Origin of the sequence: Corynebacterium silvaticum, assembly GCF_004382825.2 — a bacterium.
Taxonomy (GTDB): domain Bacteria; phylum Actinomycetota; class Actinomycetes; order Mycobacteriales; family Mycobacteriaceae; genus Corynebacterium; species Corynebacterium silvaticum.
In genome coordinates this window covers 346,602-364,771 of the sequence record NZ_SDQO02000001.1, presented here as the reverse complement: position 1 = coordinate 364,771, position 18,170 = coordinate 346,602, and the positions used below count along the sequence as shown (strand labels likewise).

Genomic DNA, 18,170 nt, shown 5'->3' with positions numbered 1-18,170 from the left:
AATCGGGCGAGCAAGCAGAAAACTGGACATCTCCGCCCTCTTTTAGGGGCACCCGAGACATAAGTTATTTATAGTTTATACGGAATAAAGAGCGATGCTGAGCAAAATTCTGACAAACGAAAGCGCGAAGAAAAGTACCAAAATAGATACATCCAGCGCAACATTTCCGAGCTTTAGCGGAGGAATCCAACGACGCAAAAGGCGCACCGGAGGATCCGTTAGTTTGAACAAAACCTCGAAGACAATAACCATGAATCGTGGGGCCTGAAAATTACGAGAGAAGCTCACGATCATTTCCACCAAGATTCGTCCGATTAAGATCCAGGTATAAATCTGGACAATCAAAATCAGAATATTTAACAGAGTGTGCAATGATGTGCCCTTCCGCCTTGCAAAAATTTATCTAACTTCATCTAGCTTCCTAGTATTTATTCATAATAATGTGCCCTAAGACAAGTTGATCAGCACAATGATCGTGGAAGCCAGCGCAGCATTGTGCCACATCAACCCCCAATCAATATCCATATTCTTTTATCCTCGGGAGATACACAAAACCCCTTGGCGTTATAAGGATGGTTGGGACATATCCATCTTTATAACGCCAAGGGGTAAGAAAAGTTTCTCCCAGACCCTGACGGAAGGTCCTATACGCGGGCGGCGCGCTCCAAATCTGCAGTGGTCACATCTGCGTTCTCGGGAACAATAGCAAAAACCATGTGGCTGATCTTTTTCATCTGGCCACGGAGAGCAAAGCACAGGCCTGCCGCAAAATCAACGATGCGCTTGCCTTCATCCATTCCCAAGCGATTGATGTCAAAGACAACAGAATCACCGTCGCGGAAAGGCTCACCAATTTTGGTTGCGGCATCCGAGTAGCTATTGATGGTTACAGGGACAATATTCGACGAAGCACGACGAGAAACGCGGTCATAGGCGTGTGCATCCTGATATGCGGATTCACGGTAGCGCTGTGGCTGGTACGCTGCGCTTCCCTCGTAACGTGGCTCCTCGTAGTAAGCCTCATCCGCGAGGTACGGATCGCCTTCTACCCCAGAAAGCCCGAAGAAATCTTTGGTCTTCTTCATTATCGACATAAAGTGTCCCTTTCATCGTATGCGGTGTGATATGCAGTACTCCGCTTTTGCGATGTCCAAAAGCTGGTACTAGCACCTAAAGCTACTTGCTTATGGTGGCTCAATGCCGCTGCGACACAGCATTTTTCCGAGCCGGTATGAATTTTGTGGAGAAAATTGCCTGCCTCATTGCCCACGTTAAGGAAGCCACACAAGCCCTGCGTGTCGCCCTGTAGTACCTTCGCGACGATAAGAAAAAAGTTCTTTATCTTCTATCGTGCAGCGTGGGTCAATATCTATAGCTTTGACCCCTAGCTGTAGCAATTGTCGCGCTAGCCCTCTGCGAAGGTCTAATCCTGGCGTTCCTTTGCGAGTTTTTACCCGAGCGCCAGGCAGATGACGCTCCACGTCCGCAGCCATCTCTAAAGGAACCTCATAGTGCCGCCCGGAGGCAGCTGGTCCCAAAAGTGCATGAATATTGCGAGGTGTGGCACCTAAGTCAGCCATGGTTTCAATTGTCTTACGAACAATTCCGTTCCTAGCTCCCATTCGGCCAGCGTGAACTGCCGCCACCACCCCAGTTTCCGTGTCCGACAACAACACGGGAACACAATCAGCTGCCAGAACAGCCAAAGCAAGGCCACGCGTGGTGCTCACAAGTGCGTCGGTAGCTTCCACTGGTGTTTCTTGAGGTTGAGTAACCACCGTAACGTTGACTGAATGAATCTGTTCCATCCATACAATGTTGTGAGGTTCCAACCCGATAACACGCGCCAAACGTTTCCTATTAGAAGTCACGTTAGCTAACGCGTCACCCACATGATCTCCCAGATTGAAAGAGTCATATGGGGGAAGGGAGACCCCGCCCGCTCTGGTGGTAAACACCTTGCGGACGGAGCGGTCGTTTCCATTACTCATGTTTAGCGGAGGAAGTCGGGAACATCGAGATCTCCGCCGCGCTCGTCGCGACGATCCCGATAATCGTTACGGTAGTCTGCTCGGCGCTCATCGCTTGAGGTGAACAGGCCGTCGCCACCGCCAGCATTGCCACGGTGCGGTGGCTCCTCTATCCGCAGGTGGCGAGCTGAAGAATCGGATTCCTCACCAAAGATTGATGTGGAAGCACGCTCAGGGGCAGGGGTCGGTGTTACGGCAGGCTCAGGAGCTGCTTCTGCCTTAGGAGCGGGTGCTTCCACAGCATTTTTTGCACCATCAAAGCCCGTGGCGATAACAGTGACCCTGACCTCGTCACCCAAGTTGTCATCGAAGATCGTTCCAAAGATCAGGTTGACGTCTTCATCAGCCTTCTCCTGCACCATCGAGGCTGCGTCATTGACTTCCTGGAGGCCAAGATCTGAGCCGCCGGCAATAGAGAGCAAAACGCCCTTGGCGCCTTCCATGGTGGACTCAAGCAATGGCGAATTAATGGCTTCTTCAGCAGCCGTGAGTACCCGATTGTCCCCACGTGCTGAGCCCACACCCATGAGCGCAGATCCAGCATCGGCCATGACTGAGCGAACGTCGGCGAAGTCGACGTTAATCATGCCGGGGATGGTGATGAGGTTGGTAATACCTTCCACTCCGTTGTGCAGCACCTGGTCTGCAGCACGGAAAGCTTCCATCATGGTAAGGCTCGTGTCACCTAGCTGCAGCAAGCGATCATTCGGGATCACGATAAGCGTGTCGCAGACTTCCCGCAACGCATCGATACCCTCTACTGCCTGGCGCGTACGACGCGGGCCCTCAAACTTAAAGGGACGGGTAACAACGCCAACGGTCAGGGCACCCATCTTTTTGGCGATGCTCGCAACAACTGGAGCTGCGCCGGTACCGGTTCCGCCGCCCTCTCCCGCAGTCACAAACACCATGTCTGCACCCTTGAGGGTTTCTTCAATCTCGTTTTTATGATCTTCCGCAGAGGTGCGTCCAACTTCTGGATTCGCTCCAGCACCAAGGCCACGGGTAGCTTCACGCCCAATATCAAGCTTGACGTCCGCATCAGAGAACATCAGCGCTTGGGAATCGGTATTGACAGCAATAAATTCGACGCCCTTAAGACCTTCCTCGATCATGCGGTTAACAGCGTTGACGCCGCCACCGCCGACGCCAACAACCTTGATTACGGCGAGGTAATTATCTGGGGAAGTCATGAGCGACTCGCCTTTCACATTGAGTATTTTTACTTCTTCATTCAGCGACGCAAGGGAAACGACCAAAATGCGACGCTGCACTGCAATACATCATCGACTACTTTCAGGGATTTTTGTCGGACATTTGCGGCGGCGTGTCTCTAGTCTCAACCTTAACTTTAGGGTTTGACGTGCAGAAACAGGGAGGTTTAGACACCTCCCTCAAGGGTTTCGCTTGCCTGCTCAGCACAGAAAAAGTACCAGTGGCCTCTGTACCCCATCACAATAAAATGGAGTGCCATTCAACAAAAGAGAGCACTCCATTTTTTAAGGAATTTTATTTCACGGCAATAAGCGGTGCACCACTCACATCCAGGCTCTGTTCCGGACGCGTGAGAGCATTTTTCAGCGCAACTGCTTTATCCTTTGAGTTCTCCTGCGAACCCCAGTAGACACTGCGCCCGTCCTTAAGCTGGATTTTCAGTTCATACGCGCTAGGAGCATCGACGGACTCAATCTGAGCACGAATCTCAAAGGAAAGTCCTTCCACCATGGCCCCTACCGCCGCATACGCGGGCGAGGCATCGTCGTCTTGCCCGGTAACCCGGATCGCCTCTTGAGGGTGTACATCGATAACAAAGGCCCGCCCTTTTTCGTCGAAAAGATGATCTCCGTCAGAACGCTCAGCAAAAAGCACGGCATTATGCTCGGTCACTTTTACCTTGACAGATTGCGGAAAGGCCCTATCAACTGAGGCAGACGCCACCCACGGCAATCGCGAAACACCGGTAGCTGCTTTTCTCGCATCAATCCGTAACAGGTTGCTTCCCAAAGCGATACCCGTCGCAGCCACAATTTCTTCTTGTGGAGTGTGAATGTTTCCTTCTACGTCAAAACCTGAAACTTTGATCACAGGAACAATAAAAAGGACAGCCGTAACAAGGGCTACAGCAACAAGTACTCCTATGCTTCCCAAGATCGTTTTCTTTTTCATAACTCCACGAAATTCCTATGTTGTTTCTGATCGCAAGCGCGTTAAAATCTCCGGCGCAAGGATTGTCACGCTTCCTGCCCCCATCGTAATCACAAGATCATCCGGTGCTGCAAGATCTGCGACGGCATCGGGAACATGCGAAAAATCAGGTTCAAAATGCGCGGGGATGGTCATTTTATCTGTGATGATTCTGGAATCCACACCCTCAACGGGTTTCTCCCGCGCCCCATAGATGTCCAGGACAATAGCCTCGTCAGCCAAAGACAAAGCGGCAGCAAACTCATCCACAAAATTCATTGTTCGGGAGTATAGGTGAGGCTGGAAGACGACGATGAGGCGTCCCCGACCGCGAGCTTGCAGCTTGGCACGAGCAGCGGTTAAGACAGCAGTCACCTCGGTGGGGTGATGCGCGTAGTCGTCGTAAAGCTCAATGCCTGCAAAGTCTCCCTCTGCAACGGCACCGTGGTATTCAAAGCGGCGGCGTACACCGCTAAAATCGCTGATCCCGGCGGCTAACTTGGATAGATCCCCACCTGCGATCATGCCTGCAGTTAATGCAGCCGCTGCGTTGAGAACCATATACTGGCCGGGTGTCCGCAGGAGGACCTCTACCCCTTTGCCCTGGACGATGATGGTTGCCGCCGTGCCGGAATGCGTAACCTCGAAGGACTTCACCACTGTCTTTGCGATATCCGGATAATCCGCCGCAGCAGCTGACGTGCCATACCCCACGACGTTGATGTCGCTGTGCTCCTCGTGAACTTTTTGTCCCAACGTAGCGGTGTGGGGGTCGTCCAAGCACACGACTAAGGAACCGCCAGGTACCAAACGCTCAGCGAACTTCTCAAACACCTCAAAATAGGCTTCCTCCGACTTAAAAAAGTCAAGGTGATCCGGCTCAATGTTGGTAATGACCGCTACATTCGGCTTATAACGCAGCAACGAGGCATCAGATTCATCGGCCTCTGCTACAAAGGCGTCGCCGGTACCTTGGTGAGCGTTCGTCCCAGCTTTATTGAGTTGTCCACCGATGGCAAAGCTCGGATCCATACCCGCTGCTTGCATCGCTACCACTGCCATAGATGTAGTGGATGTTTTCCCATGCGTGCCAGCAATCAGAACTTGCGTGCTGCCCTCCATGAGCTCCCCTAGGAGATCAGAGCGACGAATAACAGGAATACCGCGCTCACGAGCTGCGACTAATTCCGGGTTATCCTGTGGAATTGCCGCAAAGGATGTCACCACTACCGTCGGCGTTTCCCCCGTGATGGTGAGATTTTCTGCAGCATGTCCAACCGCCACGTGTGCACCCATGGATCGAAGCGCCAGAACAGGTCGCGAATCTTTCACGTCAGATCCTGAGACGGTTGCGCCTCGCGATAACAAAATTCGTGCAACGCCGGACATCCCAGCACCGCCGATACCGATGAGGTGAACCCGGCTAAGATCGATGGCTGAATCCGAAGTGGTCATTTATCCTCCGTGGGGAATTACAAAAGCTGATGTTTCCAGCGTTTTTACACAAAAAAGAATGATCATAAAGCGGGCGATGGCAGCACCCACAGGGAGCCTCTCTCAGAAGGCAGGCTCAGACTAACAAGCTACGCGGGCAGATGCTCCGCATCGTGGTCTTTAACAATGTGATACACAATATCGGCAATGACCGCAGCCGCATTACCGGCCTGCGAGTGAGCCACTGCGTCTTTCATAGTGCGGTATATCTCAGAGGCACCCAGAATTTTTCCGACACTGGTAGCAAACGCATCACCGTCGAAAACCTCGTCGTCAACGAGAATAGCCCCACCTGCAGCAACGATTTCTGCCGCGTTCAGCCCCTGTTCACCGTTACCGTGGGGCAAGGGGACGTATATCGCTGGAATTCCAGCAGCAGTGTTTTCTGCGACGGTCATCGCCCCTGCACGGCAGACAATGAGATCAGAGACCGAGTACGCTGCCGCCATGTCCTCGATGTAGGGAACCGGAACATAGTGCTCGCGCGCGCTAGGAGCATCATTTTTTGCGCCATAAGAGTGCAAAACTTGGTATCCCTGCGAAAGTAAAGAATCAATTCCCGCTGCCACGGCTCGGTTAATAGAGACGGCTCCTTGTGAACCGCCGGTAACCAAAACGGTCTTCCGAGCGGGATCTAGCCCCCACAGTTGTAGTCCGCGTTCCCGAGCCTCAGAGTTAACCTCAAGCGTATTACGGATTGGAATCCCAACAACTCGCCCAGGCATGCCAGAGCCGGCTACTGCGTTGAGTCCCAGCCCGCCCATCCGCACGCCCAGTTTATTGGCCATTCCCGAGCGCGCATTGGACTCATGAACGATGTACGGGATCCCCAATGTCTTAGCCGCAAGGTATCCGGGAGCAGAAACATATCCGCCAAATCCGATAAGCACGGAGGCGTCGTGTGCTTTGAGCACGTCGCGGGTCTGTTTTACGGTACGCAGCAGCCTCAATGGGAGCTTGAACAAATCCGCATTAATCTTGCGAGGCACAGGAACGGGATCAATAAGTTTAAGATCAAACCCTCGCGCAGGAACGATTGTCTGCTCCAGCCCTCTAGATGTCCCCAACGCGATCACATGAGCACCGCGACCTCGCAATTCCTCTGCGACCGCCATCGCCGGCTCGATGTGCCCCGCGGTTCCGCCACCTGCTACTACTACGTGTGGGGATTGCATTACCGTCTCCTACGCCTATCGTCTTTATTGTTCTGCGAGGACCATCCGTCCCGCCTACGGTATCCGACGCTACCAGTGCCGTAATTATTGCTTTCCGACGCCCACCTATTTCCGCGTTATGCGGATCCAGAAGAGTAACGCGTATCGGTGTTTCTTGCTCTATTGTCCCGCCAATCACGACTTTGATTGCCTCGCGTAGTGCGTTGTTCCTCCACTACGTAGGAGCTACGATGAGTTGATTCTCTCCGGGGTCCACGGGCAGCAGGCGAGGAAGCCTGGTGTGGCTTGGGTGCTGGCGGCGGCATGCGTCGCTCTGCGAGACGGTTTTTAGCAGCAGAACGCCCAAAAATGGGGGCTTTAGGGGAAAGTCCTTCCACATTTGGTTCTCTCAGCCCCAGGAGGCGGTCGATGGGAGGGCGCCCATAAGATTGCATCGCTGAGATTGCCTCCGGCTCATGCCGTGCGCAGTTGGCCAAAAGGCCCATGGAGGCCAAAGTAATAATCGCTGAAGTTCCGCCAGCAGAGATCATCGGTAGCTGGATACCGGTCACAGGGAGCAAGCCAATCACATACCCAATGTTGACAAAGGCCTGTGCAGATACGCCTGTTGCCAGCGTCGCGGCGGCAAGAGCTAGAAAGCGATTGGAATTTTTTGCAGCCGTGCGCATCCCAAAGAAAAGTAGGCAGGCAAAGAGCACGATGATAATCGCTCCGCCAACAAAACCCCATTCTTCTCCAACAATGGCAAAAACAAAGTCATTACGTGCCTCTGGCAAGTAGAACCATTTTGCACGCGACTGCCCGATTCCTACGCCGGTGAGGGAACCGTCGGAAAGCGAAAGGAAGCCTTGATACGACTGGTAGGCCTTATCTGCAGTGTCTTCAAAGTGCCCTAGCAGCGCGTCAAAGTAGACAGTGAAACGGTCATTTCGGAAACTGGTTCCGACCACCATCCCCAATGCACCAAAAACAATAACTGCTGCAGCGGTCAACATGTAGGTCTTTTTAACGCCCGCGAAAAATAGCATCGCGATCACCACAGAAGAAAAGGTAACCGTCATTCCCAAATCGCCTTCGGCCGCGATGAGAACGGCGACCACTCCTGAGAACAGTGAGTAAACGATGTAGTCGTTCCATTTACCCGTCGGTTTAAATTTCGGGCGAGAAAAAAAGTGCGCTCCCCACACCGCGATCATGACACGAGCGACCTCTGAGGGCTGCAGCCGCAATGGTCCTAGAACAATCCACGATTGCGAACCCACTTCTTCTCGTCCTGTACCAAATCCAGGTATAAGAACCAGAACCAAGAGGAAAACCGTAAAGGCCATGGCTAAAGTGGAAAATCTTCGCACTACGCCTGGGGGCAACCACAGCATCAACCACATGCTGACCAGGCCAATCACTACCATCACCATCTGCTTGAGAGCAGAACCCCAGACGCCGCTGCCTTCTGCCAAAGACCACGTCATCGAGCTGGCCACTACCATCAAGACTCCGGAAAGGACGAGCAACCCGACTATCGACAAAATGATGTAGTAGTTGGCAAGCGGCCGCTGGAACAGCGCGCTCACCCGATCACCGATCATCCGAAGCGGAGATCCAGTGTTTCGTTGTGGTGCTGTGGTGCTTGTCATTACTGCCCCTAGCCGCTGGTTGTCGTGATGGTTATGGAACTCACCTTAGCGATTAATCGTGAAGTTCTCGCGCTATGGCCTCAGCAAAGATGTCTCCGCGTTGTCCCATTCCGGTATACATATCCAGGCTTGCCGCCGCAGGAGCGAGGATGATCGCGTCACCTGGTGCCGCGTGTGCCACAGACCACGCGACAACATCATTCATCGCCTCACGGGGTTCCTGACTCTCCGTCACCATAATAGCGGCATGTGGAGCAAGCTCTCGCACTGTTTCTGCGATAATCGGAGCATCGATACCAAGTAAGGCTACCGCCTTCAATCGTGGGGAATGCTCAAGAACAAGGTCTCGAATCTCTGCCCCCTTGAGCTGGCCTCCTGCAACCCATACGATCGACTCGTGTCCAGCCAGTGCGGTGCCTGCTGCATGGGGATTTGTGGCCTTTGAATTATCAATGGCCACAATGCCGCGCACATTACCCACGATCTGACTGCGATGCCCTGCTACGTGGAAGTCCGCTAGTGCCGCCGCAATCGTGTCCGCAGAAACTCCCATAGCTCGGGCCGCTGCCGCAGCAGCAAGGGCATCATAAACTCCCGCTGGCCCAGGCGGCTCAATGCCTTCAGCGGATACAAGCTCAAGTGAATCGGCAAAAGCGCAATCCACAATCATCTTATTGCGCACTCCCAGCTGGCCTGCGCGTGGGTCGGCAGCGGTAAACTCAACGAGCTTTTGCGTCTGAGTGGTGCTCAGAATCCGTGCTACGTGTTCGTTGTCCACACCGGCAATAGCGATAGGGGCGCGCAGAACCTTCGCTTTGGCAGCAGCGTAGCTGTCAAAACTCCCGTGCCAGTCGATGTGATCGTCTGCGAGGTTCAACAAGATACCCACATCAGGGATAAGCTGCTCCGACCAATGCAACTGAAAGCTGGAAAGCTCAGCCACGAAAACGTCGATACGCTCAGCGCTGTTCAGCGCTTCTGCCACTGAAACCCCGATATTGCCCACCGCTTGTGCCTTGACGCCAGCACGTTTCATGATTGCTTCCAGCATCGCAGTGGTCGTAGTTTTCCCGTTTGTTCCGGTTACTACAAGCCACTGGCGTGGTTTCCCAAATACTTCTGCGCGGTCAAGGCGATATGCCAGTTCCACGTCACCCAAGACTTCAATCCCTAAGTCTTGAGCACGCACCAATAAAGGCGTGTCCGGCTTCCAACCAGGCGACGTGATAACAGATGAAAAACCTTCAAGCTGTACATCTGTGTCCACGCAGACTGCGGCACCGGTCTGCGCGTGGATGTTTTCCAGGGCGTCTGGACGCGAGTCTGCAACAACCACATCTACGTCCAGGCTCTTTAACAAAGCTGCGGTTCCCAGTCCCGATACGCCAGCACCAGCGACGAGAACGCGCCCCTGGAGTTCTTGAGGAAGTCTCTTCATCGCTTAGACTCCCGCCAGCGAGAGCCACTCACCGTAGAACACCGATGCGCCAATCAAAGCGGCAAGAGCAGCGATGAGCCAAAAACGAATCACGACAGTGGTTTCGGCCCACCCGCCATTTTCAAAGTGATGATGGAACGGAGCCATACGGAAAATTCTGATTCCCTTAGTCCGGAACCCGACTACCTGAATAACAACCGATGCGGCCTCAAGAACAAACAGAGCACCAACGATCACCATGAGAAGCTCGGTGCGAGAAGCTACTGACAAACCGGCGACAAGACCGCCGAGGGCCAGGGAACCGGTGTCTCCCATAAAGATCTTCGCCGGCGCGGCATTCCACCAGAGGAAACCCAAACATGCGCCCAACCCTGCGGCTGCCAAAATAGCCAAGTCCAAAGGATCGCGTACGTCATAGCAGCCAGGTTCCGCACCAGCAGTACATGCATTACGGAACTGCCAGAAGGTAATCAGGGTGTACGTTCCCATCACGATAGCCGTCGAGCCAGCGGCTAAGCCGTCGAGTCCATCGGTGAGGTTCACGGCATTCGACCAGGCAGAAATCAAAATGTAAATGAAGATCAAAAAGATCGCGATTCCCACAACGGTGGGACCAACGGCTAAGTCCACCGTGTCTAGGTCTCGCAAGAAGCTCAAGTGCGTGGACCCTGGTGTGAGTCCGTTTTCATCTGGGAACCCCAGAACCAGGCCGCCGAAGATGAGAGCTATGGCCAGCTGTCCCACGAGTTTGGCGGTCTTATTCAAGCCTAGGTTTCGGCCTTCGTACAGCTTGATAAAGTCATCTGCGAACCCAAGCCCGCCAAGTGCCAGAGTCAAGCCAAGCACCAGGACTCCGGAAACTGTGAAACCGCCTTGTCCGCTGATTTCCCCATAAATCGCAGTCACTAGGTACGCGACTGTGATTCCCACCAAGATAGCAATGCCACCCATTGTCGGGGTGCCACGTTTACGCAAGTGAGACTTTGGGCCGTCCTCACGGATTTCCTGCCCTAGCCCCTCCGCGCTAAAACGACGAATCAACACGGGTGTGACAAATAAGGAGACCAACAATCCAATGGCTCCGGAGATAAGGATTTGAGTCACTTGCTATTCACCTGCTGTATTTCGTTCTTTATGTTGATCGTTCACGTGGGGTTTGTTTATTAGCTCTTGGTCGGATATCACGGCTACCAGCTCATCTGCTACCTCCCAAAGGGCAAACGCATTGGATGCTTTGACCAGCACCACATCGTCCGCATGCAGCAAAGAAGCAAGCATATGCGCGGCTTCCGAATTAGTGCGAGCAACCAGAGTAGTTATACCCGTCTTCTCTGCTGCAGCGGCTAAGGCGCGACTGTCAGGATTCTCACCTACTGCGATAAGCCCATGCACACCCATGTTTTTAAGCTCAGCGCCGAGTGCCGTGTGGACTGTGTGAGATTCTTGACCAAGCTCACCCATCGGTCCCAACACTGCCCAACCACTACTTCCCCGAGCCCGGGCAGTATGTACCAGTGCGGATAGCCCGGCACGCATCGATTCATTGTTGGCGTTGTAGGCGTCGTCAATCACCGTAATGTTGCGAGGACAAGAAACGAGCGACATTCTATGTGCTGAAGCACCCACATGACGGTTCAAGGAACGTGCAATCGTTTCAGAATCGATCCCCGCCGCATATGCTGCCGCAGCTGCCGCAAGGGCATTAGATACCTGATGTTCTCCTGCGACAAGAAGAGTAATCTGATGGGCGTTCTCGCCCTGAATGTGCAGCATAAAACTAGCGCGGGCATTGTGATCAAAGCTGATGTTCGTTGCATGTACGGTGGCCTCTGTGGATATCGCAGAGTAGGAGATCACGCGTGCATTAGTCCGCGACGCCATCGCCAAAACCAGCGGATCATCCGCGTTGAGAACAGCCTCACCATTGTCTGGTAGAGCCTCTACCAGCTCACCTTTCGCCTGGGCGATAGCAGCTTGGGAACCAAATTCTCCGACGTGGGCAGTTCCTACGTTGAGCTCCACACCGATCTTGGGAGGTGCGATTGCAGCCAAATGTGCGATGTGGCCTATCCCCCGCGCGGACATTTCCGCGATAAGGAATTGGGTCTCTGTGGTGCACTTCAGGGCAGTATAGGGATGACCGATTTCATTGTTAAACGACCCCGGAGGAGCAACGGTGCTCCCTGCTGCAGAAAAGATGGTAGCCATCATATCCTTGGTGGACGTTTTTCCTGCGGAACCCGTCACCCCGACTACCACGAGGCCTTCCTGGGTAAGAGCATCTATAACGTGACGAGCTATCAGGCTCAACGCACGTAATACCGCGGCCACGGACCCATCGGCATCGTTTTCTGTGGCATAGCTATCGCGTTTCCGTTCTTTTTCCGGGATTGGCGGGACGATAACGCCAGGAACAGGGTGTCCACCATCCATAACCGGACGGGACAAAAGGCAGCCCACGGCGCCATCCGTGACTGCTTTCGCGGCATAGTCGTGGCCGTCGATACGCGCCCCGTTGAGCGCGATAAACAGCCCACCGGCAGTAACTTTGCGGGAATCGAACTCAACAGATCCTGTCACTAACGCCGTCGGATCGGTGCCCGAGGTAAGACTCCCGCCGACGATCTCGGCGATTGTCCCCAAAGACAACTCAATCATTGTTTTCCCTTCAATCCCATGTACTTCGACTCTCTGGTTAACGCCTGCCGCAGGTTAGACCATCAGCAGGATGAGTTCGCGCGCTAGCTGTTATTTCTTATCTCTTCGAGCGCGGCGGCCAGCTCTTCCCGGTCATCAAAGTGATGATTTACTCCCTGGATGAGCTGTCCTACCTCATGGCCTTTGCCCGCAATAATGACGGCATCGGTGGGCTTTGCCCACGCCACAGCTTGCTTTATAGCTTCTCGACGATCTCCTACCTCACGGATTTCCGCAGTCGTCGCGGCTTCACGGGCACCACGCAGAACGGCTTCCCGAATCAGTGCAGGATCTTCCGAACGCGGATTATCGTCAGTAACAATCACTAAATCGGCTCTGCGGGCGGACTCCTCCCCCATGATTGAGCGCTTACCTTTATCTCGATCGCCGCCAGCGCCCACGACTATCGCCACGCGCCCGGCTGCTTGACGACGAACCGCGTCCAATACCGCAGCCACTGCCGCAGGTTTGTGCGCATAATCTACGATCGCCAAGAAATCCTGGCCTCGGTTAACCCGCTCCATACGCCCAGGGACACTTACCGCCGTGAGCCCTGCGACAAAGCGATCAAGGTCGATGCCGATGCTGCTGGCCAAACCTACTGCAAGCGCTGCATTAGCTACGTTAAAAACCCCTGGAATAGGCAGATCAACGTCGATGTTCCACTCTCCATGCGTCACCACAAAACGCTGGCCACCAGCGGCATCCACGGTAAGACCCGAGACAGCAAAATCTGCTTGTGCTTCCGAAGTCGTAGACACCGATAGAGCATCCGCTCCGCTTCGTTCTAGCATCTGCAGACCCCATGGGTCGTCTATACACACGACTGCCTTGTTTGTGTGCACAGCAGAGGCTGGATCAAACAGCAATGCTTTCGCCTCAAAGTACTCGTCCATCGTCGGATGGAAGTCCAGATGATCTTGGGAAAGATTGGTAAATCCAGCTGCAGCGAAATGCGTAGCCGACACCCGACCCAGAGACAAGGCGTGGCTGGATACTTCCATCACTACATGGGTTACGCCCTGGTCAAGCATCTGAGCAAATAGCTTTTGTAGCATCGGCGCTTCAGGAGTAGTGAGCTTGGTGGGGATCTTCGCCCCATTGATTCGAGTCCCGGTCGTGCCGATGAGCCCTACTGATTTTCCAGCGTTAATCAGACCGGCTTCAAGCATATAGCTCGTTGTTGTTTTGCCACTGGTGCCAGTAATTCCAATGACTTGCAGCGACTCTGAAGGGTGTCCATAGATCTCAGCGCTGACTGCGCCAAGGATGTCCCGAACATTCTCGACTAACAGCCGCGGGCGGGTATCTCCGCTCTCCTGCAAAATCGCCGCACCAGCAGCATCCGTCAAAATCGCAGCTGCTTGTGTTCCTTGAGCATAAACAGCACCATGGCTGCGGGTACCCGGAAGTGCGGCGAAGAGACCTCCTTGAGGAAGTTCCTGGGAGTCAAGACTGATCTCCTCAATGACAATGTCCTTGTCACCGTGGAGTTCACCACATGTCAACGCTGCCAGAGAACCCAGCGTTACCAAGGCACGCTCTTTTCCGCTCATACGCTTCCTTCCCTACCAAGATCACTAACGCATTTAACGACAAACGATAAGTCTTTCATGAATCCCTGCTTTAGCCGAAATATTCACAAAACTAATGAGCCTGTAAAACCAATTGGCCTTCCATTGGTCGTGACAGAGGAACGTTATCGCGATCAAGCAACCACGACGCAATATCGTGGAACAAAGGAGCCGCCGACTGCCCGCCTTCGCCGTGAACTCCACGCAGTGGCTTATCAAGCATCAGCGCGATCACATAGCGAGGATTATCAGCCGGTGCTATGCCCGCAAACGTAATCCAATAATTGGAGTTTGAGTATGCACCAGTATTGGGATCAACTTGCTGCGCGGTACCGGTCTTACCCGATACTTGATAGCCCTCCACGCCTGCGCCAACTCCAGTACCCGATTGGACGCCTGTGGGATCTTTCTGGATAACGGCCCTAAACATATCCACGACTGTTCGCGCAGTATCCGCTGATACCACTCGCGTCTTGTTTGGCTCAGGCTGAGCTATTTCGGATCCCGTTGAGTCAACGACTTTTTCCACGATTCGTGGCTCGATGCGCTCGCCCTTGTTTGCCATTGCTTGATAGATCCCTGCCATCTGCAGCAGAGTCAAGGACATTCCTTGGCCGATGGGAAGGTTGGCAAAGGTACCACCGGACCACTGCAAAATATCTGGCAAAAGTCCAGCAGATTCTGAAGGCAACTCCACGCCCGTCGTATGCCCCACGCCAAACTTATGGAGGAGATCATTAAAACGTTCTTCACCAAGACGTTGCGCCAGCATCAAGGTGCCCACGTTGGATGATTTTCCAAACACGCCTGTGGTGGTATATCCAACCGTTCCGTGGTCCCAGGCGTCTTTAACCGTCACGCCAGACATCTTGATACTTCCGGGAACTTGAAGCACCTCGTCAGGGGTGGTCTTTCCGTCTTCTATCACACCGGCTGCAGTAATGATCTTTGCAACCGAACCCGGTTCAAAGGGAGCAGATACCGCAGTGTTATCAAAGACTTTTCCGTTTTTGAGCTGCTTTTCAATATCTCCATTTGGATTTATTGTGCCGGAATTAGCCATCGACATGATCTTGCCGGTTTCAGAGTCCAAGACCACTGCAGAGGCAGATTTCGCGCCTGAGTTAGCTACGGCTTGTTCTAGCTGTTGCTGAACATAGGCCTGCAAGTTCAGATCCAATGTCAAGGTGATGGAAGCCCCGTCCGTGGCAGGAACCTCATCGCGGGTTGTGCCGGGAATGATCTGACCATTAGCAGAAACATCAAGCGTTTTTTGCCCATCAATACCAGAGAGCAAAGAATCATTAGCTGCCTCAAAACCAAACTGGCCTTGGCCATCTTGGCTAATCTTCCCCACTATGTTCTCTGCGACAGCCCCGTTGGGGTATTGTCTAATCTGCTGCATGTCTGCGGCAATGCCATGGAAATTCTGGGAGATCTCCTCAGCAATATCGGGGTCCACGTTGCGCACGAGAACCTCGTAATTAGTATCGGCCTTCAGCTTCTTCAGAATCTGTTCGGACTTCACTTCCAACGTCGTAGCGCTCGCGTCACTGATGATGGTGAGAATCTGATCGGCATAATCGTTCAGAATATCATCCACCACTTCGTCGATACGCTTCTCCCTGGCGCTGCTGTCGAGCTTGGCATACTCGCCGCTATTTTGCAGTTTAAGCTGCGCCGTATAACGCAATTCTTTTCGCAATAGTTTAGGAGAAGCAGTCAAAGAACGAGCCTGCATCGTATAGGCAATACGGTTGCCTGCGCGATCTAGAATTTCGCCACGGCGCGCACTATCTATATAGGTACGCGAACGCTGCGCTTCTGCGCGATGTGAAAGCTCTGGTCCCCACACGAGTTGAACCCACGCTAGGCGCGCAACTAAGAGAACAATCATGATAATGGCAAGCGCCATCACTCCACGGAGCCGGAAGAGTAGCTGCTTATCCTTGTCCACCGCGACGGCACTTGTGTTGACGGTCCTTTTAAGACCGAGATCTTGTTCACGCCGATACCTAAAGCTATCGTTGCGGCGACGCGAAGTATCCCGAGAAGCCCATTCTTGTCTCTTCGGGACATTATCCGAATTAGATCGATTCACTCGCTATTGCCACCTAACCTGGTGAAACTTCCTCTACCGACCTGCGGTTGCTGCATAAGGAGCAACCGTAGACCCATTGGCACCAGTATTTGTACCCGTGTTAGCACTCACTGCGGGACCGGATTGCGGAACAGCATTAAGGCTACCCGCTACTTCATTCGTTTTGGCAGGATCGCTGGATGCAGAAGGAGAAATCTTGTCGCCGTTGATGTCCACGAGAGGATGCGTTGCATCATTAGCCTCCCGCTGAACCACTGGGTTTCCGTGGTCATCGTGCGCAAGAACACCTGCAGCATCAGGGACTACAAGCCCCATGGCACTAGCCTTACGCGCGATCTCTGCAGAAGAAGACGCGTTTTCTACATCCCGATTGAGGGTCTCAATCTGATTTTTTAGGGTGGTTTCTTGATTCTGTAGCTGCTGGATAGCAAAGGTTTGTTTGGTCGACAAGCCTGACAAAACTAGTGTCACGGCAACTCCTGCGATCATCAGCAACAAAATACCAGCAACAAAACGCACCCGCCCCTTATCGACTTTGGGACGCTCGATGCGCCGCCCCCGATAGGAAATAACCTGCTGGGAGCCTGGCACATGTTGGAACCTGCGCCGGGATTTTGACAGCGCATGATAGCTGGGGCGTGCAGTCCTGCTTGGAGAATCTAGCAACGCAGTAGCGGTTCCGGAGCTTAAGTCACGGGACCGGTAGCTTGACTCTCGGCGTGTGCCTTCCGTCATCGTCATCTATTGCTCCAGGTGCTGATTGGCTGTGGTTGGTTCTTTAAGTGCCTCAATCGCTCGGACTCTCACCGATGCGGCTCGAGGATTCTCTGCGATTTCTTGTTCATTTGCCTTTTCTGCGCCTCGTGTTACTACTTTGAATCCCGCTTCCATCCCGGGGAGATCCACAGGAAGTCCTGGCGGAGACTTAGAAGTACTAATGTCCACGAAGTAGCGTTTCACGATCTTGTCTTCCAAAGACTGATAGGACATGAACACCGCTCGGCCGCCTTTAGCCAAATGGCCTGTTATCACAGGAAGAACATTCTCTATTGATTCCAGCTCTTTGTTGACTTCGATGCGCAGAGCCTGGAATGTTCTTTTGGCTGGGTGTCCGCCGGTTCGTCGAGTAGCAGCGGGGATAGTAGCGTAAAGCAGCTCTACTAGCCGGCCAGAGTGCGTAAAAGGCGCTTTTTCGCGTTCTTTTACCACGGCACTCGCGATCTTTCCGGCGAAACGCTCCTCGCCGTAGACTTTCAAGATCCTGGCTAAATCACCATGCGCATATGTGTTGAGAACATCCGCCGCAGTGATCCCCTTGGAATCATCCATTCGCATATCAAGCGGCGCATCTACCCGATACGCAAATCCGCGCTCTGCTTGATCGAGTTGCATTGAAGAAACCCCAAGATCGAACAGTGCTCCGCTGATACCGTGGCGCATTGCTTTCTGCGCAATCTCATTGCCTTCCTCCGCACTCTGTTGCAACTTAGGAAGGAAATGATCAAAGCGGGTATGGATACCTAGAAAGCGATCGCCATAAACCGCTAGTCTTTCCCGAGCGTTAGCCAGTGAATGAAGATCACGGTCCAACCCAATAACGCAGGCTTCTGGGAAAGTTTCCAGGAAGAAGGCGGAATGTCCACCAGCGCCGAGAGTCCCGTCCACAATGACTGCGGATGTCCCCATCGCGGTCACTGGAGCAGCGATCAATTCCGCCATGCGTTCCCTGAGCACGGGGACGTGCCCGTGATTATCACGAATATCGTAGTTCCACGCAGAATCTCTACCACTGGTCACTATGAAGTCCCCCTTTCAGTAGAACTATGCGTCGCCCTTCAGCGGC

At 53.4% G+C, this 18,170-nt stretch carries 15 protein-coding genes; all 15 read right to left on the bottom strand.

The annotated features are described in order from the left end of the window. Positions 1–75: 75 nt before the first annotated feature. Entirely contained in the window at positions 76–372 is a 297-nt protein-coding gene (locus ET810_RS01740; RefSeq protein WP_087454262.1) for a YggT family protein, read from the bottom strand. Positions 373–644: 272 nt separating this feature from the next. Continuing rightward, the gene (locus ET810_RS01735) at positions 645–1,094 is read right to left on the bottom strand and encodes a cell division protein SepF (protein WP_087454263.1); all 450 of its coding nucleotides are present in this window, start codon (positions 1,092–1,094) and stop codon (positions 645–647) included. Between the two features lie 177 nt (positions 1,095–1,271). Beyond that, entirely contained in the window at positions 1,272–1,991 is a 720-nt protein-coding gene (gene pgeF / locus ET810_RS01725; RefSeq protein ID WP_087454265.1) for a peptidoglycan editing factor PgeF, read from the bottom strand. 2 nt (positions 1,992–1,993) lie between these two features. Beyond that, a complete protein-coding gene (gene ftsZ / locus ET810_RS01720) occupies positions 1,994–3,223 on the bottom strand; it encodes a cell division protein FtsZ (RefSeq protein ID WP_087454916.1) in 1,230 nt (409 codons plus the stop codon). A gap of 316 nt (positions 3,224–3,539) precedes the next feature. After that, positions 3,540–4,196 (bottom strand): cell division protein FtsQ/DivIB, encoded by a 657-nt coding sequence (locus ET810_RS01715; RefSeq protein ID WP_087454266.1) that lies wholly within the window; start codon positions 4,194–4,196, stop codon positions 3,540–3,542. A gap of 15 nt (positions 4,197–4,211) precedes the next feature. After that, positions 4,212–5,669, bottom strand: coding sequence for a UDP-N-acetylmuramate--L-alanine ligase (gene murC / locus ET810_RS01710; protein ID WP_134315959.1), 1,458 nt, complete (start codon positions 5,667–5,669; stop codon positions 4,212–4,214). A 128-nt stretch (positions 5,670–5,797) separates the two neighbouring features. Then, positions 5,798–6,883 (bottom strand): undecaprenyldiphospho-muramoylpentapeptide beta-N-acetylglucosaminyltransferase, encoded by a 1,086-nt coding sequence (gene murG, locus ET810_RS01705; RefSeq protein ID WP_087454268.1) that lies wholly within the window; start codon positions 6,881–6,883, stop codon positions 5,798–5,800. A 116-nt stretch (positions 6,884–6,999) separates the two neighbouring features. Further along, positions 7,000–8,517 (bottom strand): FtsW/RodA/SpoVE family cell cycle protein, encoded by a 1,518-nt coding sequence (locus ET810_RS01700; RefSeq protein ID WP_375167308.1) that lies wholly within the window; start codon positions 8,515–8,517, stop codon positions 7,000–7,002. Between the two features lie 52 nt (positions 8,518–8,569). Then, positions 8,570–9,955: a UDP-N-acetylmuramoyl-L-alanine--D-glutamate ligase gene (gene murD, locus ET810_RS01695; RefSeq protein WP_087454269.1), complete on the bottom strand. Its 1,386-nt coding sequence runs from the start codon at positions 9,953–9,955 to the stop codon at positions 8,570–8,572. A 3-nt stretch (positions 9,956–9,958) separates the two neighbouring features. Then, a complete protein-coding gene (mraY, locus tag ET810_RS01690; protein WP_134315960.1) occupies positions 9,959–11,059 on the bottom strand; it encodes a phospho-N-acetylmuramoyl-pentapeptide-transferase in 1,101 nt (366 codons plus the stop codon). A 3-nt stretch (positions 11,060–11,062) separates the two neighbouring features. After that, positions 11,063–12,613: a UDP-N-acetylmuramoyl-tripeptide--D-alanyl-D-alanine ligase gene (locus ET810_RS01685; protein WP_087454271.1), complete on the bottom strand. Its 1,551-nt coding sequence runs from the start codon at positions 12,611–12,613 to the stop codon at positions 11,063–11,065. Positions 12,614–12,696: 83 nt separating this feature from the next. Continuing rightward, a complete protein-coding gene (locus tag ET810_RS01680; protein WP_087454272.1) occupies positions 12,697–14,208 on the bottom strand; it encodes a UDP-N-acetylmuramoyl-L-alanyl-D-glutamate--2,6-diaminopimelate ligase in 1,512 nt (503 codons plus the stop codon). A 91-nt stretch (positions 14,209–14,299) separates the two neighbouring features. Further along, positions 14,300–16,327: a peptidoglycan D,D-transpeptidase FtsI family protein gene (locus tag ET810_RS01675; protein ID WP_087454273.1), complete on the bottom strand. Its 2,028-nt coding sequence runs from the start codon at positions 16,325–16,327 to the stop codon at positions 14,300–14,302. Between the two features lie 33 nt (positions 16,328–16,360). Further along, positions 16,361–17,068, bottom strand: coding sequence for a cell division protein FtsL (ftsL, locus tag ET810_RS01670; protein WP_087454274.1), 708 nt, complete (start codon positions 17,066–17,068; stop codon positions 16,361–16,363). Further along, positions 17,069–18,124: a 16S rRNA (cytosine(1402)-N(4))-methyltransferase RsmH gene (rsmH, locus tag ET810_RS01665; RefSeq protein WP_087454275.1), complete on the bottom strand. Its 1,056-nt coding sequence runs from the start codon at positions 18,122–18,124 to the stop codon at positions 17,069–17,071. Positions 18,125–18,170 lie beyond the last annotated feature (46 nt).

What these genes read in the sequence shown, in the direction of transcription:
- ET810_RS01735 (WP_087454263.1), bottom strand. Translation starts at nt 1,094, where the DNA reads ATGTCGATAATGAAGAAGACCAAAGATTTCTTCGGGCTTTCTGGGGTA.
- pgeF (WP_087454265.1), bottom strand. Translation starts at nt 1,991, where the DNA reads ATGAGTAATGGAAACGACCGCTCCGTCCGCAAGGTGTTTACCACCAGA.
- ftsZ (WP_087454916.1), bottom strand. Translation starts at nt 3,223, where the DNA reads ATGACTTCCCCAGATAATTACCTCGCCGTAATCAAGGTTGTTGGCGTC.
- ET810_RS01715 (WP_087454266.1), bottom strand. Translation starts at nt 4,196, where the DNA reads ATGAAAAAGAAAACGATCTTGGGAAGCATAGGAGTACTTGTTGCTGTA.
- murC (WP_134315959.1), bottom strand. Translation starts at nt 5,669, where the DNA reads ATGACCACTTCGGATTCAGCCATCGATCTTAGCCGGGTTCACCTCATC.
- murG (WP_087454268.1), bottom strand. Translation starts at nt 6,883, where the DNA reads ATGCAATCCCCACACGTAGTAGTAGCAGGTGGCGGAACCGCGGGGCAC.
- ET810_RS01700 (WP_375167308.1), bottom strand. Translation starts at nt 8,517, where the DNA reads ATGACAAGCACCACAGCACCACAACGAAACACTGGATCTCCGCTTCGG.
- murD (WP_087454269.1), bottom strand. Translation starts at nt 9,955, where the DNA reads ATGAAGAGACTTCCTCAAGAACTCCAGGGGCGCGTTCTCGTCGCTGGT.
- ET810_RS01685 (WP_087454271.1), bottom strand. Translation starts at nt 12,613, where the DNA reads ATGATTGAGTTGTCTTTGGGGACAATCGCCGAGATCGTCGGCGGGAGT.
- ET810_RS01680 (WP_087454272.1), bottom strand. Translation starts at nt 14,208, where the DNA reads ATGAGCGGAAAAGAGCGTGCCTTGGTAACGCTGGGTTCTCTGGCAGCG.
- ftsL (WP_087454274.1), bottom strand. Translation starts at nt 17,068, where the DNA reads ATGACGATGACGGAAGGCACACGCCGAGAGTCAAGCTACCGGTCCCGT.